The sequence below is a fragment of the Streptomyces sp. NBC_00637 genome, from assembly GCF_045161545.1.
Taxonomy (GTDB): domain Bacteria; phylum Actinomycetota; class Actinomycetes; order Streptomycetales; family Streptomycetaceae; genus Streptomyces.
In genome coordinates, this window is the sequence record NZ_CP109046.1 from 8,079,482 (window position 1) to 8,094,976 (window position 15,495).

Sequence of the window (15,495 nt, forward strand, 5' to 3'; positions counted from 1 at the left end):
GCTCAGCCCAGATAGCCCATCCGGTGACTGATCTCCTCGGCGCCCTTGAGCAGCACCGGGGAGAGCTCGTGCAGACGCTCCTCGGTGAACCGGTACGCGGGCCCCGAGGCACTCAGCGCCGCGATGACCTCGCCGTCGCGGTTGCGGACCGGAGCGGCCATGGCGTGCAGGCCGATCTCCAGCTCCTCCAGGGTCCAGGCGTAGCCGCGCTCCCGGGCCTCGGCGAGGTTCTTCTCGATCTTGGTCTTGGCCGTGATGGTGTGCGGGGTGACCTTCTTCAACCCGGTCTCCGTCAGCAGCGCGGCGCGCTCCTTGGCGGGGAGGTAAGCCAGCAGGATCTTGCCGCTGGAGGTGGCGTGCAACGGGGTCAGCTGGCCGACCCAGTTGTGCGCGGTGATGGCCCCGGGGCCGCGCACCTGGTAGAGGTTGATCGCGTAGTGCTCCTGCATGACGGCGATGTTGACCGTCTCGCCGATCTCCTCTGCGAGGCGCTCGCAGACGGGGCGGCCCTGCTGGGTGATGTCGATGCGTCCGGTCACCGCACCGGCCAGCCGCACGATGCCGAAGCCCAGTCGGTACTTGCCGCGCTCGCCCGCCTGCTCCACCAGACCGCGCGCCTCCAAGGCGCCGAGCAGACGAAACGCGGTGGATTTGTGAACATCGATCTCGGCGGCCACTTCACTGACGCCCGCCTCGCCGCGCTGGGCGAGAATCTCCAGGACGCTGATGGCTCGGTCGACCGACTGCACTCCGCCGGCCTGCGAACTTGTCGTTTCGGTGTCTTGGCTGTGGTTGCTCACGACACAACTATACGCGCAGTAAACAACACGACGGCAAGCAGCGAAGCCGAAACGAAGACCTTGCAAGTTGCGCGGTTCGCAACCTGGTGCGCATGACGCTACCTCCATTACCATGCCTCGCGTATCTACGGCGCGAGCGAGACGAGGCATCATGGCTCCCCTGCACTACGACTTCGTCATCGTCGGCGGCGGATCGGCCGGCAGCGCACTGGCGAACAGGCTCTCCGCCGACCCGGCGAACCGGGTGCTGGTCCTCGAGGCCGGTCGCTCCGACTATCCGTGGGATGTCTTCATCCACATGCCCGCGGCGCTGACGTACCCGATCGGCAGCCGGTTCTACGACTGGAAGTACGAGTCCGAGCCCGAGCCCCACATGGGAGGCCGGCGCGTCTACCACGCGCGCGGCAAGGTGCTGGGCGGCTCCAGCAGCATCAACGGCATGATCTTCCAGCGCGGCAACCCGATGGACTACGAGCGCTGGGCGGCCGACCCCGGGATGGAGACCTGGGACTACGCGCACTGTCTGCCGTACTTCCGGCGCATGGAGAACTGCCTCGCAGCCGACCCGGACGACGAGTTCCGCGGCCACGACGGACCCCTCGTCCTCGAACGCGGCCCCGCGACCAACCCGCTCTTCGGCGCCTTCCTCGAGGCCACCCGGGAAGCGGGTTACGCACCCACCGACGACGTCAACGGCTTCCGGCAGGAAGGGTTCGCCAAGTTCGACCGCAACGTCCACCGCGGGCGGCGCCTGTCGGCCTCGAAGGCGTACCTCAAGCCCGTCAGGAAGCGGCCCAACCTCACCGTCAGGACCCGCACCCTCGTCACGCGGGTGCTCTTCGAGGGCAAGCGGGCCGTCGGCGTCGAGTACCGGCGCGGCAAGGGCGCGCCCCGGCAGGTCCGCGCCGCGGAGGTCATCCTGTGCGGCGGCGCGATCAACTCGCCGCAGCTGCTCCAGCTCTCCGGCGTCGGCAACGCGCAGGAGTTGAGCGCCCTCGGCGTCGACGTCGTCCACGACCTGCCGGGCGTCGGCGAGAACATGCAGGACCACCTCGAGGTCTACGTCCAGTACGCGTGCAAGCAGCCGGTCTCCATGCAGCCGTACATGGCCAAGTGGCGCGCCCCCTTCATCGGGCTCCAGTGGCTCTTCCGCAAGGGGCCGGCCGCGACCAACCACTTCGAGGCCGGCGGCTTCGCCCGCAGCAACGAGGACGTCGACTACCCCAACCTGATGTTCCACTTCCTGCCGATCGCGGTCCGCTACGACGGCTCCTCGCCGGCCGGCGGCCACGGCTACCAGGTGCACGTGGGCCCCATGTACTCCGACGCCATCGGCTCCGTGAAGATCAAGAGCAAGGACCCGCGCGAGCACCCGGCGCTGCGCTTCAACTACCTCTCCACCGAGCAGGACCGCCGCGAGTGGGTCGAGGCGATCCGGGTGGCCCGCGACATCCTCGACCAGCCCGCGCTCGCCCCGTACAACGACGGGGAGGTCTCGCCCGGCCGGGAGGTGGAGTCGGACGAGGAGATCCTCGCCTGGGTCGCGAAGGAGGGCGAGACCGCCCTGCACCCGTCCTGTACGTGCAAGATGGGCACCGACGAGATGTCCGTCGTCGATCCCACCAGCATGCGGGTGCACGGCACGCAGGGGCTGCGCGTGGTGGACGCCTCGGTGATGCCGTACGTCACCAACGGCAACATCTACGCGCCGGTGATGATGATCGCCGAGAAGGCCGCCGACCTGATCCTCGGCAAGGAGCCGCAGGCGCCGTCCAAGGCCGTCTACTACCGTCACCGCGACGACCGGCAGCAGGCCGGCCGGGCCTGAACGGGCCCGTCCGCAGGCGTCGGACGGGATGCTCGGCCGACGTCGGCCGTATACGACCGTGGGGCGGGCCCGCTGCCGGACCCGCCCCACGGTCGCCGCCCGGTCAGCGGAAGACCACCGTGCGGTTGCCGTACACCATCACGCGGCTCTCGCTGTGCCACTTGACGGCGTGCGCGAGTACCTGTGCCTCCACGTCCCGGCCGACCGTGACCAGGTCACCCGGGGCGAGCGAGTGGTCCACCCGCACCACGTCCTGTTCGATGATCTGTCCCTCGTCCAGGTCCGGGGTCACATAGTGGGCCGTCGCGCCGACGAGCTTCACCCCGCGGTCGTAGGCCTGGTCGTAGGGTCGAGCGCCCTTGAAGCTGGGGAGGAAGGAGTGGTGGATGTTGATGGCGTGCCCCTCGAGCTGCTTGCACAGGTCGTCGGAGAGGATCTGCATGTAGCGGGCCAGTACCACCAGGTCGACGTCCAGCTCCCGCACCAGCTCCAGCAGGCGCGCCTCGGCCTCGGCCTTGGTGTCCCTGGTGACGGGGATGTGGTGGAAGGGGATGCCGTACGTCTTCGCCAGGCCCTCGAAGTCCCGGTGGTTGGAGACGATCGCCGGGATCTCGATGTTGAGCGCGCCGGTGCGCCGGCGGAACAGCAGGTCGTTGAGGCAGTGCCCGAACCTGGACACCATGATCAGTGTCCGGGTGGGGGTCGAGGCCTCGCGCAGGGCCCAGGTGATGCCGTAGGCCTCGGCGACGGGACCGAAACGGTAACGCAGTGTTTTCACGTTCGCGTCCGGGTCGCGGACGTCGAAGTGAACCCTCATGAAGAAGCGGCCCTGGAGCCGGTCGTCGAACTGCTGGCTTTCCAGGATGTTGCCCGAGTTCCGGACGAGAAAGCCGCTCACCGCGTGGACCAGCCCGGCGCTGTCGGGACAGGAGAGGGTGAGGACGTACTCACGACCGGACTGCGGACGAGGGTGATCAGGGGGCACGGTGACCTCCGACGGTGCGTATTGCACAACATGGTGAGCGATACGCAACATGGTCGACTCGACGCCGCTGTCGGTCAAGGGTGACCGCGCAAGTGCCCCCCTGGCGAAATCGTCATCCCCCGCCCTCTTGACGCAGGTCTGTGGCGTTCGTCAAGGTGTTCCACCACAAGCAATTGAATGCATGATGCGCAACGCATTTCGGGCTGAAGGGCATTGGCGCGTGGCAGACCTGTATGTGGCCGGGGAATGGCGGGACCCGTCGGAGGGCGGGCGCCGGGAGATCCGCTGTCCCGCGGACGGCTCCCTCACCGCGACCGTCTCGGAAGGGACGCGTCCCGACACCGAGACGGCGATCGCCGCCGCCCGCCGCGCCTTCGACGAGGGACCCTGGCCGCGCACCTCCGAGCGGGAGCGCGGCGCGCTGCTGCTGCGTACCGCCGACCTCGTCGAGCGCGACGCCAAGGAGTTCGCCCGCGCGGAGTCGCTCGACACCGGTAAACGGCTGGTGGAGAGCGAGTACGACATCGCCGACGTCGTCTCCTGCTTCCGCTACTACGGAGGGATCGGGGGCACCGCCGCAGGCCGGGTGATCGACACCGGACGCGACGACGCCGTCAGCCGCGTCGTCTACGAGCCGATCGGCGTGTGCGGGCTGATCACCCCCTGGAACTACCCTCTGCTGCAAGCGAGTTGGAAGGTCGCCCCGGCTCTCCTCGCGGGCAACACGATCGTCCTCAAGCCCAGCGAGCTCACCCCCTCCACCTCGATCCTGCTGATGAGGGCGCTGGCCGAGGCCGGACTGCCGGCCGGCGCCGCCAACCTCGTCCTGGGCACCGGGCCCGAGGTCGGCGCCCCGCTCTCCGAGAGCCCCGCCGTCGACATGGTCTCCTTCACCGGGGGCCTGGAGACCGGCAAACGGATCATGGCCACCGCGGCGGCGACCGTGAAGAAGGTGGCGCTGGAACTCGGCGGCAAGAACCCCAACGTGATCTTCGCCGACGCCGACTTCGAGACGGCCGTGGACTTCGCTCTCACGGCCGTCTTCCTGCATTCGGGGCAGGTCTGCTCGGCCGGCGCCCGGCTGATCGTGGAGGACGCGCTGCACGACCGGCTCGTCGACGAGGTGGTCCGCCGCGCCCGGCGGATCCGCCTCGGCGGGCCCTTCGACCCCGAGGCCGACACCGGAGCGCTGATCTCCGCGCAGCACCGCGAGAAGGTCGAGGCGTACGTCGCCACGGGCCTCGCCGAGGGCGCCGTGCTGCGCTGCGGCGGGGAACGGCCCGACGACCCGGCCCTCGCCGAGGGCTTCTACTACCCGCCCACCGTCCTCGACGAGTGCCGGCAGGACATGCGCGTCGTGCACGAGGAGTCCTTCGGGCCCGTGCTCACCGTCGAGCGCTTCACCGACGAGGACGACGCCGTGCGGATCGCCAACGACACCGAGTTCGGCCTGGCCGGAGCCGTGTGGACACAGGACGCCGGCAAGGCCCAGCGGGTGGCCCGGCGGCTGCGTCACGGCACGGTGTGGATCAACGACTACCACCCCTACGTGCCGCAAGCGGAATGGGGTGGCTTCGGGCATTCGGGCGTGGGACGGGAGCTGGGACCGACCGGCCTGGACGAGTACCGAGAGCCCAAACACATCTGGCAGAACATCCAACCCCGGCCGCAGCACTGGTTCCGCGGCTGAACGCCGAAGAGAGGTCGATCATGACCCCAACACAGACCGAGGTGCCGCAGCGGCACGGCGCGCCCGAGGATGCGGACGGTACCCCGGTCATATCCGTGCGCCGGCTGTGGAAGGTGTTCGGCCCGAAGGCGGACCAGGTACCGGACTCGGAGGAGCTGTGCGGCCTCACCCGCCGCGAACTCATGGACCGGACCGGCTGCACCGCCGCCGTACGGGAGGTGGACTTCGACGTCCGCAGGGGCGAGGTGTTCGTCGTCATGGGCCTGTCCGGTTCGGGCAAGTCCACCCTGGTGCGATGTCTGACGCGGCTGATCGAACCCACCGCCGGTGAACTCGTCTTCGAGGGCGAGGACATCCGCCAGGCCGACGCCCGACGCCTGCGCGAACTGCGGCGCCGCAAGTTCTCCATGGTCTTCCAGCACTTCGGGCTGCTGCCGCACCGCCGAGTCGTCGACAACGTGGCCTTCGGCCTGGAGATCCGCGGCATGAGCAGGGCCGAACGCGGCAAGCGGGCCCTGGAGGTCGTCGAACTGGTCGGTCTCTCCGGCTACGAGAACTCCTACCCCGACCAGCTCTCGGGCGGTATGCAGCAACGCGTGGGCCTCGCCCGGGCGCTGGCCGGCAACCCGGACGTGCTCTTCTTCGACGAGCCCTTCTCGGCGCTCGACCCGCTGATCCGCCGCGACATGCAGAACGAGGTCATCCGGCTGCACCACGAGGTCGGCAAGACCATGGTGTTCATCACCCACGACCTCTCCGAGGCGCTGAAACTGGGCGACCGCATCCTGATCATGCGCGACGGCAAGATGGTCCAGTGCGGCACCGGCGACGAGCTGGTGGGCGCCCCGGCCGACGACTACGTGCGCGACTTCGTCAAGGACGTGCCGCGCGGCGATGTGCTCACCCTGCGGTGGATCATGCGCCCCGCGGAGCCCGACGACGCGCTGGACGGCCCCGAGCTGGGCCCGGACGTCGTGGTGAAGGAGGCCACCCGGGCGGTACTGGCGGCGGACCGGCCGGTCAAGGTCGTGGAGAACGGCAAACTGCTCGGCATCGTCGGCGACGAGGAGATCCTCGCGGTGGTCGCCGGGCGGGAAGGCGACGCGTGATGGCCGTCGCCCTGGAGAAGTCCGCACCGCTCGCCGGTGTGCGCAAGGTCCGCCGGCGCACGGTGGTGGCCGTGATCCTGGTGGCCTGGCTGCTCCTCTTCGTCGTCCTGCGCGGGAAGCAGACGATGACGCTGGCGGCGGCCGACCTCACCGGCCTGCACCGGTGGTTCAACGACGTCAACGACTCGATCGGCGCCGACCGCAACTCCAACCCGCTGTTCCTCTACTTCTTCAACGAGATCCGCCTGGTCATCGACAACCTGGTGACCTTCATCCGGCATCTGATCTCGCAGCCCTCCGCCGGCCGCCCCCTGCCGCAGATCGGATGGCTCGGCGTCGTCGGGATCGTGGGCTACGTCTCCTGGGCCGTGGGCAACTGGCGGGTGGCCCTGCTGGCCGTGGCGGGCTTCACCTTCCTGGGCTTGCAGGGTCTGTGGCAGGAGAGCATGGACACCCTGTCGCTCACCCTCTCCGCGGTCTTCGTGGCGCTGCTGTTCGCGATCCCGCTGGGCGTGTGGGCGGGGCTGTCCGACCGCGTCAACCGGATCGTGACGCCCTTCCTGGACTTCATGCAGACGATGCCGACCTTCGTCTACCTCGCCCCGCTGACCCTGTTCTTCCTGATCGGCGGTGCCTCCGCCACGATCGCCACCGTGATCTACGCGGCACCGCCCGCCATCCGGATCACCGCGCACGCCATCCGTTCGGTGCCGGAGACCACCGTCGAGGCCGCGGAATCGCTGGGCGCGACCCGCCGGCAGGCACTGCTGAAGGTCCTGCTGCCCCTGTCCAAGCGGACCGTGGTGATGGGCGTCAACCAGTCGATCATGGCCGCCCTGGCCATGGTGACCATCGCGGCCCTGATCGACGCGCCCGGCCTCGGCAAGACCGTCGTCCAGGCCCTCCAGTCGCTCGACGTGGGAACGGCCTTCAACGCCGGGCTCGCCATCGTGGTCATGGCCATCGTCCTCGACCGGGTCACCACCGCCGCCAGTGTCCGCGAGGAGACGGCCCGCCGTTCGAAGAACCGCTTCCTCAAGTGGCGCAACCCGCTGCTGGGAACGGGCGCGGCGGTCGCCGTGGTCCTCGTCTACCTGTCGCACACCTATCTGTGGGCGGCGGAGTTCCCCGGCGACGGCGCCATCGGCAGCTCCATCGCGAGCGCGGCGGACACCGCGACCACCTGGGCGCAGGACAACCTGTCGGGTCTCACCAACGCCTTCCGCGACGCCATCACCAATGGTCTGCTCAACCCGTTCCAGTCACTGCTCACCGACTCCCCGTGGTGGCTCGTCGGCGCGGTGCTGATCGCGCAGGGAGCGGTGCTCGGCGGCCCGTGGGCCGCGGTCACCACGACCGTCTGCCTCGGCCTGCTGGTCGGCACCGGCCTGTGGTCGGACGCCATGACGACGCTGGCCTCGACCCTCGTGGCGACGGTGCTGGTCATGCTGCTCGGCATCGTCCTCGGGGTGTGGATGGGGCGCAGCCCGCTCGTGGACCGGCTGTTGCGGCCCTCCCTGGACGCGGCGCAGGTCATGCCGCCGTTCGTCTATCTCGTGCCGTTCCTGGCGCTGTTCGGCGCGACCCGCTTCACGGCCATCGTCGCCGCGATCGTCTACGCGGCGCCGGTCGCCATCAAGATCATCGCCGATGGGGTGCGGGCCGTGCCCGAGACCACCGTCGAGGCGGCCACGTCCGCCGGGTGCAACACCTGGCAGATCATCACCAAGGTTCAACTGCCGATGTCACGCGGTGCCCTGACGCTCGCGACCAACCAGGGCCTGATCTACGTGCTGTCGATGGTTGTTGTGGGCGGCCTGGTAGGAGCGGGCGCCCTCGGCTACGACGTCGTGGCCGGATTCTCACAGGGGGAGCTGTACGGGAAGGGGCTCGCGGCGGGACTCGCCATCGTCCTTCTCGGAGTCATGTTCGACCGGATCACCCAGGCAGCGGCGCGACGCGCGAGCGCATAAGGAGCACCAGCATGGCAACACAAGTACGACAGTGGAGAACCGGCGTGGCCGGCACAGCCGTCGTGACTGTCATCGGGCTGACCCTCACCGCCTGCGGCGGCGCGAAGGTCGGTGACGACTCCGCGGATTCGGGCAGCTCGGGCAAGTGCGGCACCTTCAACCTCGCCGTCAATCCGTGGGTGGGCTACGAGGCGGACGCGGCGGTCGTCGCCTACGTCGCGCAGCACGACCTCGGCTGCACGGTGACCAAGAAGGACCTGAAGGAGGAGATCGCCTGGCAGGGCTTCGGGACCGGCGAGGTCGACGCCGTCCTGGAGAACTGGGGCCACGACGACCTGAAGAAGAAGTACATCACCCAGCAGAAGACCGCCGTGGCGGCCGGCTCGACCGGTAACAAGGGCATCATCGGCTGGTACGTGCCGCCGTGGCTCGCCAAGGCGCACCCGGACATCACCGACTGGAAGAACCTCGACAAGTACGCGGCGAACTTCAAGACCTCCGAGTCCGGCGGCAAGGGCCAGTTGCTGGACGGGGACCCGTCGTACGTCACCAACGACGAGGCGCTGGTGAAGAACCTGAAGCTGGACTTCAAGGTGGTGTACGCGGGCAGCGAGACGGCGCTCATCCAGTCCTTCCGCAAGGCCGAGAAGAACAAGGAATGGGTGATCGGCTACTTCTACGAGCCCCAGTGGTTCCTGTCCGAGGTGCCGTTGGTCAAGGTCGATCTGCCCGCCTACACCACGGGATGCGACGCCGACGCGGCGAAGATCGCCTGTGACTATCCCGTCTACGACCTCGACAAGATCGTCAGTGCCGAGTTCGCCAAGTCCGGCAGCCCGGCCTACGACCTGGTGAAGAAGTTCAACTGGACGAACGACGACCAGAACACCGTGGCCAAGTACATCGCGGTGGACAAGCTGTCGCCGGACGCGGCGGCCAAGAAGTGGGTGGAGGCCAACCGCGCCAAGGTCGACGCCTGGATCAAGTAACCCACGTCGGCGAGACGTTCCGGGATGCCCGGCGGGCGGTGTGCACCTGTGTGCGCCGCCCGCCGGGCATCGCCGCGTTACGGGCTGTTTCCCGACAACACCGGACCTCTTGACACCCCCTGGCCGAGGCGGGCACATTGAGTTGCGCAACCTGAACCATGTTGCGCAGCAAGCAACTCGACTGGTTTTCGATCCGGAGGTGCGGCGATGGCGGGACCCCGAGTGGTGATCATCGGAGCGGGCGTCGTGGGAGCGGCACTCGCGGACGAGATCTCCGCGCGCGGCTGGACCGAAGTGACCGTGGTCGACCAGGGACCGCTTCCCGCGACCGGGGGTTCCACCTCGCACGCCCCGGGCCTGGTCTTCCAGACGAACTCCTCCAAGACCATGACCGAACTGGCCCGCTACACCGTCGAGAAGTTCTGCTCCCTCGACGTCGACGGCAAGCCCTGCTTCCTCCAGGTCGGTGGCCTCGAGGTGGCCACCACCCCCGAGCGCCTCGCCGAACTGCACCGCCGGCACGGCTGGATCTCCGCCTGGGGCATCGAGGCGCGCCTGCTGAGCGCCGACGAGTGCGTCGAGCGACATCCGCTCGTCAACCGGGACAGGGTCCTCGGCGGCCTGCTCATCCCGACGGACGGTATCGCCAAGGCCGTCCTCGCCGTCGAGGCGCAGATCCGGCGGGCCACCGAGCGCGGAGTCACCTTCCTGGCCCGCCACGAAGTGCTCGACGTCCGGCACGGCGAGGGCCGGGTGAGCGGTGTCCTCACCGACCAGGGGGAGATCGCGGCCGACATCGTGGTGTGCTGCGCCGGCATCTGGGGCCCGCGGATCGCCCGCATGGTCGGCATGAACCTCCCGCTGACCCCGCTCGCCCACCAGCTCGCCTGGACCGGACCGGTCCCGGCGCTCGCGGGCCAGACGCAGGAGGCGGTGCGGCCGATCCTGCGCCACCAGGACGCCGACCTCTACTACCGCGACCGCTTCGACGGCATCGGCATCGGCTACTACGGCCACCGCCCGATGCCCGTCTCGGCCGACGACATCCTCTCCGTCGACGAGGCCGACGGCATGCCGTCGGTCCTGAAGTTCACCGAGGACGACTTCGCCGACGCCTGGACCGAGACCCGGTCCCTGCTGCCCGCCACTCAGGAGGCCAAGGTCGAGGAAGGGATCAACGGCCTGTTCTCCTTCACCACCGACAACTTCCCGCTGCTGGGCGAGTCCCCGGACGTCAGGGGCTTCTGGGTGGCCGAGGCGGTCTGGGTCACCCACTCGGCCGGAGTCGGCCGGGCCATGGCCGAATGGCTCGTCGACGGCTTCTGCTCGTCCTTCGACCTGCACCAGTGCGACGTCAACCGCTTCGAGCCGCACCAGCTGTCCCCGGAGTACGTGCTGGCCCGCGACTGCCGCAACTTCGTCGAGGTCTACGACATCCTCCACCCCCTCCAGCCGTCCGGTGACCCGCGCCCCCTGCGCACGAGCCCCTTCCACACCCGGCAGCAGGAGCACGGCGCCTTCTTCCTGGAGGCGAACGGCTGGGAGCGCCCCCAGTGGTACGAGGCCAACGCACGGCTGACCGAGGGCCGTAACATCCCCGTCCCCGACGACTGGGCCGCGCGGTACTGGTCGCCCATCGTCGGCGCCGAGGCACAGGCCACCCGCGAGACCGTCGCGATGTACGACATGACGGCCCTCAAGCGGCTCGAGGTGAGCGGCCGGGGCGCCGCCGACTTCCTGGAGGGGCTGACCACCGGCAAGGTCGCCAAGTCGGTCGGCTCGGTGACGTACACCCTGCTCCTGGACCACGACGGCGGCATCCGCAGCGACGTCACCGTCGCCCGCCTGGCCCCCGACCTCTTCCAGGTCGGCGCCAACGGCAACCTGGACCTCGACTGGTTCAGCCGCCGCCTCCCCGCCGACGGCACCGTCCAGGTACGCGACCTCACCCCCGGCACCTGCTGCATCGGCCTGTGGGGCCCCCTGGCCCGCAAGGTCCTCCAGCCGCTGACCGACGAGGACTTCTCGAACGAGGGCCTGAAGTACTTCCGCGCGAAGCACGCCTACGTCGGCTCGGTGCCGGTCACCGCGATGCGGCTGTCGTACGTCGGCGAACTCGGCTGGGAGCTCTACACCACCGCCGACCAGGGCCTGAAGCTGTGGGACACGCTCTGGCGGGCGGCCCAGCCGCTCGGCGGCGTCATCGCCGGCCGTGGCGCCTTCAACAGCCTCCGCCTGGAGAAGGGTTACCGCTCCTTCGGTACCGACATGACCTTCGAGCACGACCCGTACGAGGCCGGCGTAGGCTTCGCCGTCAAGCTCGACAAGGGCGACTTCCTCGGCAAGGCCGCCCTGGAGCGCCGCAAGGACGACGTCCGGCGCAGACTGGCCTGTCTCACCATCGACGACCCGCGCTCGCTCGTCCTCGGCAACGAGCCGGTCTACGACGGCGACCGCGTCGTCGGCTACGTCACCAGCGCCGCCTACGGCTACACGATCGGCAAGGGCATCGCCTACGCCTGGCTCCCCGCGGACCTCGCCGTCCCCGGGGCCGCGGTCCACATCGGCTACTTCGACCGGCGGGTGGAGGCGGTCGTGGCCGAGGAGCCGTTGTTCGACCCGACGATGTCCCGCCTCCGTGGCTGAGCGGATCGGGAGAGCGCGAGCCCCGTCCTCCGCGCCCTTGAGCGACCCGCCGTGAACAAGGGCGAGCGCGCCCGGGTGAGCGAGCACGCCTGAACGACCCGGTACGGCGGAACCGCCGTACCGGGTCGTTCAGGCGTCAGGGCGTCGAGTCGTCAGGCGTCGGGTGCCGCGTGGACGCGTTTGCCGTCCACGAAGGTCTCCAGGACCCGGGTGGCCGCGATCTCCTCGGGCGGCCCGGTGAACGGGTCCCGGTCCAGGACCACCAGGTCGGCGGCCTTGCCGACGGTGATGCTGCCCGTGAGGTGGTCGAGGTGGTTCACGTGGGCGCTGCCCGCGGTGTACGCGGCGAGGGCGGTGCCCAGATCGAGGCGCTGTCCGGGGAGGAACCGCGGGGTGCCCTCGGGAGCGTCGGGGGACACGCGGTTGACGGCGACATGGATGGCCTGGAGCGGGTCGGGGCTGCTCACCGGCCAGTCGCTGCCCGCGGCGAGCGTCGCGCCCGCGCGCAGCAGGTCGCCGAAGGGATACTGCCGGGCGCCCCGTTCGGGGCCCAGGAACGGCAGGGTGAGTTCGTCCATCTGCGGCTCGTGGGCGGCCCACAGCATCTGGAGGTTGGCCGTGGCGCCGAGGGCCCGGAAGCGTCGTACGTCGTGGGGGTGGACGACCTGGAGGTGCGCCAGGTGATGGCGGGTGTCCAGGGTGCCGTTGGCGGTCCGGGCCGCCTCGACGGCGTCGAGCGCCTCCCGCACGGCGCGGTCGCCGAGGGCGTGGAAGTGCACCTGGAAGCCGAGCGCGTCGAGTTCGGTCACGTACTTCTTCAGCTCGCCGGGTTCGACGAAGCTGATGCCGCTGGTGGCGGAGGCGCAGCCGCAGCCGGTGAGGTACGGGTCGAGCATGGCGGCGGTGTGGTTCTCGGCGATGCCGTCCTGCATGATCTTCACCGCGCCGGCGCGGAACCGGCCCCCGCTCAACTCCTCGCGCCGCGCGACGAGTTCGGGGATCTGCTCGGCACCGCGTTCGCGGTCCCACCACAGGGCCCCGACGACGCGGGCGGTGAGCAGTCCGCGGTCGAGGGCCGTGCGGTAGGAGGGGGCCGGGTCGGTCATGTTGGCGTAGGCGCCGACGATGGCGTCCTGCCAGGCGGTGACCCCGTACGCGTGCAGCACGGCCTGGGCGCGCAGCAGGGCGGTCAGCTGTTCCTCGGGGGTGGGCTCGGGCACCAGTCGGCCCACCAGGTGGACGGCTCCCTCCTGGAGCATGCCGGTCGGGCGTCCGTCCGCGTCGCGTTCGATGCGGCCGTCGGCGGGGTCGGGGGTGTGGGCGTCGATGCCGGCCCGCTCCAGCGCCCGGGTGTTGACCCAGGCGCCGTGGTGGTCGCGGTTCGGCAGGAAGACCGGCCGGTCGGGGACGACCGCGTCGAGGGCCGCGGCGGTGGGGGCTCCGCCGGGGAAGGCCTCCAGTGACCAGCCGCCGCCGGTGATCCACTCGGCGTCAGGGTGCCGGTCGGCGTACGTCCGGACGCGCCGCAGATATTCGTCCGGGTCGACCGTGTCGGCGAGGTGGCACATGCCGAGCTCCAGGCCGGCGCCCTGCGGGTGCACATGGGCGTCCTGGAAGCCGGGCAGCAACAGCTTGCCGGCGAGGTCGACGACCTCGGTGTCCGGGCCGATCAGCGCGTGCACCTCGTCGTGGCCGACGGCCGTGATCCGCCCGTCGCGCACGGCCACGGCGGTGGCGCGGCTGCGGGCGGGATCGACGGTGTGGACGGGCCCGCCGGTGAGGACGAGCTCGGCGGGGCCCGTGACCTGGGACTGCGACATGGGTGTGGACTCCATGGAGGGGAGGGGCGAGGGTGGAGAAGGGGGGCGCGGGAGCGCAGGGGGATCTGTGCGGCCGACCGGGATCGGACGACGACTCAGACGGCCGTGCGGTCCATGGGGAGGACGATGGCCTCGGCGTCGGTGCCGCGTCCGGTGGTGAAGTACGGCGAACGGCGGACGTACTTGGCGACCGCGGCCATACCGAGGCCGGCGAGGACGATGACGGCGGGCAGGGAGAACATGAACCACCCGTTGTCGGGGCTGAGTTCGAAGTGGTCGCTCATGGTCAGGTACGAGTATCCGAGATAGCCGCCGAGGCCCAGCAGCACCAGACCGGACACGGCGGGCACCCCCACGGCGAGCACCGCGGTCCGCAGCCCTTCGCGCCCGGCGGAGCGGAAACGGACGGCGCACGCGAGCGCGGTGAGCCCGTAGTAGAGGGCCACGAGCAGGCCGATGGCGTTGACGGCGGCCAGCAGCATGTCGCTCAGCCGCGGCATGGCGACGGCCAGCAGGGCGATCGAGGAGGCGATGGCCAGCACCACGACCGTTCCGGCGGCGGGCGTGCCGTACCGCGGGTGCACCCGGGTCCACACCGCACCCATGGTGCGGTCCCGGCCCATCGCGAGCAGTCCGCGCGCCGTGGGGATCAGCGTCGACTGCACGGAGGCCGCCGCGGAGAACATCAGGGCGACCACGGGCAGGGTGGCCCAGGGCTCGGCGGCCAGCTTCCGCGCGAGATACGGCAGGGCCTGCGGGCCGTTCTCGATGAGCTCGCTCAGACTCATCTCCCGCTGGAAGGCGACCGAGGCGAAGAGGAACAGGCCGAGCATCGCGAACAGGGCGATCAGACCGCCGCGGGCCGCGTCGTCCGGCTTCCTGGTCTCCTCGGTGACGCTGAACGCCGCGTCCCAGCCCCAGAAGAAGAACACCGCGAGGACCATGCCCTGGGCGAAGGCGGTGCCGTCGGCGATCTCGAAGGGGTTGAACCAGGAGAGGGAGAAGGACTGTGCGCCGGTGATCAGGGCCCAGCCGCAGAACCCCAGCAGCACGGCGTACTCGAAGACCAGCAGCACGAACTGGAAGCGGGTGGTGGTGCGCGTGCCCGTGACGGCGAGGGCGGTGAGGCCCAGCAGCAGCACCAGCCCGACGGCCGTACTGACGCCGGTGGACGCCGGGTCGAGGGCGATGCCCGCCAGGGTGTGCAGGCCGGCCTTGTTGGCGAAGATCAGGACGACCGAGCCCATGACCGCGCTGGTGTAGGCGCAGAAGATGACCGAGCCGACGACGGTGACCCATCCGGTGAGGAACCCCGGCCAGGGGCCGAGGGTCCGGCCGACCCAGGTGTAACCGTTGCCACAGTTGGGCTCGGAGCGATTGAGGCGGGCGTAGGCGGTGGCTATGCCGAGGACGGGCAGGAAGGCGAGGAGCAGCAGCGCCGGGGCCTGCAGGCCCACGATGGTGGCGATCGTGCCCATGCCGATGGCGATGCTGGTGGTGGCCGCGGTGCTGGAGGCGGCGATGGCGACGCCGTCGACCACGCCGAGGGAACGGCGCAGACCGGAGACCGGCCGACCGGCGGAGACCGCGGACGGGGGAGCGGGCGGGGTGGACGGCTGAGGCGACAGGGAGGTCATGAAGGCTCCTCGCAGGGA

The 15,495-nt window shown here is 70.0% G+C and carries 10 protein-coding genes; 6 read left to right on the forward strand and 4 right to left on the reverse strand.

Annotation, left to right across the window (positions count from 1 at the left end; all coding sequences use genetic code 11):
* Window positions 1–2: 2 nt before the first annotated feature.
* Entirely contained in the window at window positions 3–749 is a 747-nt protein-coding gene (locus OG440_RS35700) for an IclR family transcriptional regulator (protein ID WP_406011553.1), read from the reverse strand.
* Window positions 750–951: 202 nt separating this feature from the next.
* On the opposite strand from OG440_RS35700, the gene betA reads away from it, so the two are divergent.
* Window positions 952–2,628, forward strand: coding sequence for a choline dehydrogenase (gene betA / locus OG440_RS35705; RefSeq protein ID WP_406010894.1), 1,677 nt, complete (start codon window positions 952–954; stop codon window positions 2,626–2,628).
* Between the two features lie 103 nt (window positions 2,629–2,731).
* Here betA and purU read toward each other — a convergent pair whose 3' ends face one another.
* Window positions 2,732–3,613 (reverse strand): formyltetrahydrofolate deformylase, encoded by an 882-nt coding sequence (purU, locus tag OG440_RS35710; RefSeq protein WP_406010895.1) that lies wholly within the window; start codon window positions 3,611–3,613, stop codon window positions 2,732–2,734.
* Window positions 3,614–3,833: 220 nt separating this feature from the next.
* On the opposite strand from purU, the gene OG440_RS35715 reads away from it, so the two are divergent.
* The 5 genes from OG440_RS35715 to OG440_RS35735 all read left to right on the forward strand — a co-directional run bounded on the left by OG440_RS35715 (window position 3,834) and on the right by OG440_RS35735 (window position 12,020).
* Window positions 3,834–5,303 carry an aldehyde dehydrogenase family protein gene (locus tag OG440_RS35715; protein WP_406010896.1) on the forward strand — a complete coding sequence of 490 codons (1,470 nt, stop codon included), beginning with the start codon at window positions 3,834–3,836 and terminating at the stop codon, window positions 5,301–5,303.
* A gap of 20 nt (window positions 5,304–5,323) precedes the next feature.
* Complete coding sequence (locus OG440_RS35720; RefSeq protein WP_406010897.1) at window positions 5,324–6,412, forward strand: glycine betaine/L-proline ABC transporter ATP-binding protein; 1,089 nt, start codon at window positions 5,324–5,326, stop codon at window positions 6,410–6,412.
* Window positions 6,412–8,385 carry an ABC transporter permease gene (locus tag OG440_RS35725; RefSeq protein ID WP_406010898.1) on the forward strand — a complete coding sequence of 658 codons (1,974 nt, stop codon included), beginning with the start codon at window positions 6,412–6,414 and terminating at the stop codon, window positions 8,383–8,385. The genes OG440_RS35720 and OG440_RS35725 overlap by 1 nt, the downstream gene beginning before the upstream one ends.
* A gap of 11 nt (window positions 8,386–8,396) precedes the next feature.
* A complete protein-coding gene (locus tag OG440_RS35730) occupies window positions 8,397–9,374 on the forward strand; it encodes an ABC transporter substrate-binding protein (protein ID WP_406010899.1) in 978 nt (325 codons plus the stop codon).
* 207 nt (window positions 9,375–9,581) lie between these two features.
* Window positions 9,582–12,020 carry an FAD-dependent oxidoreductase gene (locus tag OG440_RS35735; RefSeq protein ID WP_406010900.1) on the forward strand — a complete coding sequence of 813 codons (2,439 nt, stop codon included), beginning with the start codon at window positions 9,582–9,584 and terminating at the stop codon, window positions 12,018–12,020.
* Window positions 12,021–12,172: 152 nt separating this feature from the next.
* Here the strand turns inward: OG440_RS35735 and OG440_RS35740 are convergent, their stop codons facing one another.
* Window positions 12,173–13,840, reverse strand: a complete 1,668-nt coding sequence (locus OG440_RS35740; protein WP_406010901.1) for an amidohydrolase — start codon at window positions 13,838–13,840, stop codon at window positions 12,173–12,175.
* Between the two features lie 95 nt (window positions 13,841–13,935).
* Window positions 13,936–15,477 (reverse strand): APC family permease, encoded by a 1,542-nt coding sequence (locus OG440_RS35745; protein ID WP_406010902.1) that lies wholly within the window; start codon window positions 15,475–15,477, stop codon window positions 13,936–13,938.
* Window positions 15,478–15,495 lie beyond the last annotated feature (18 nt).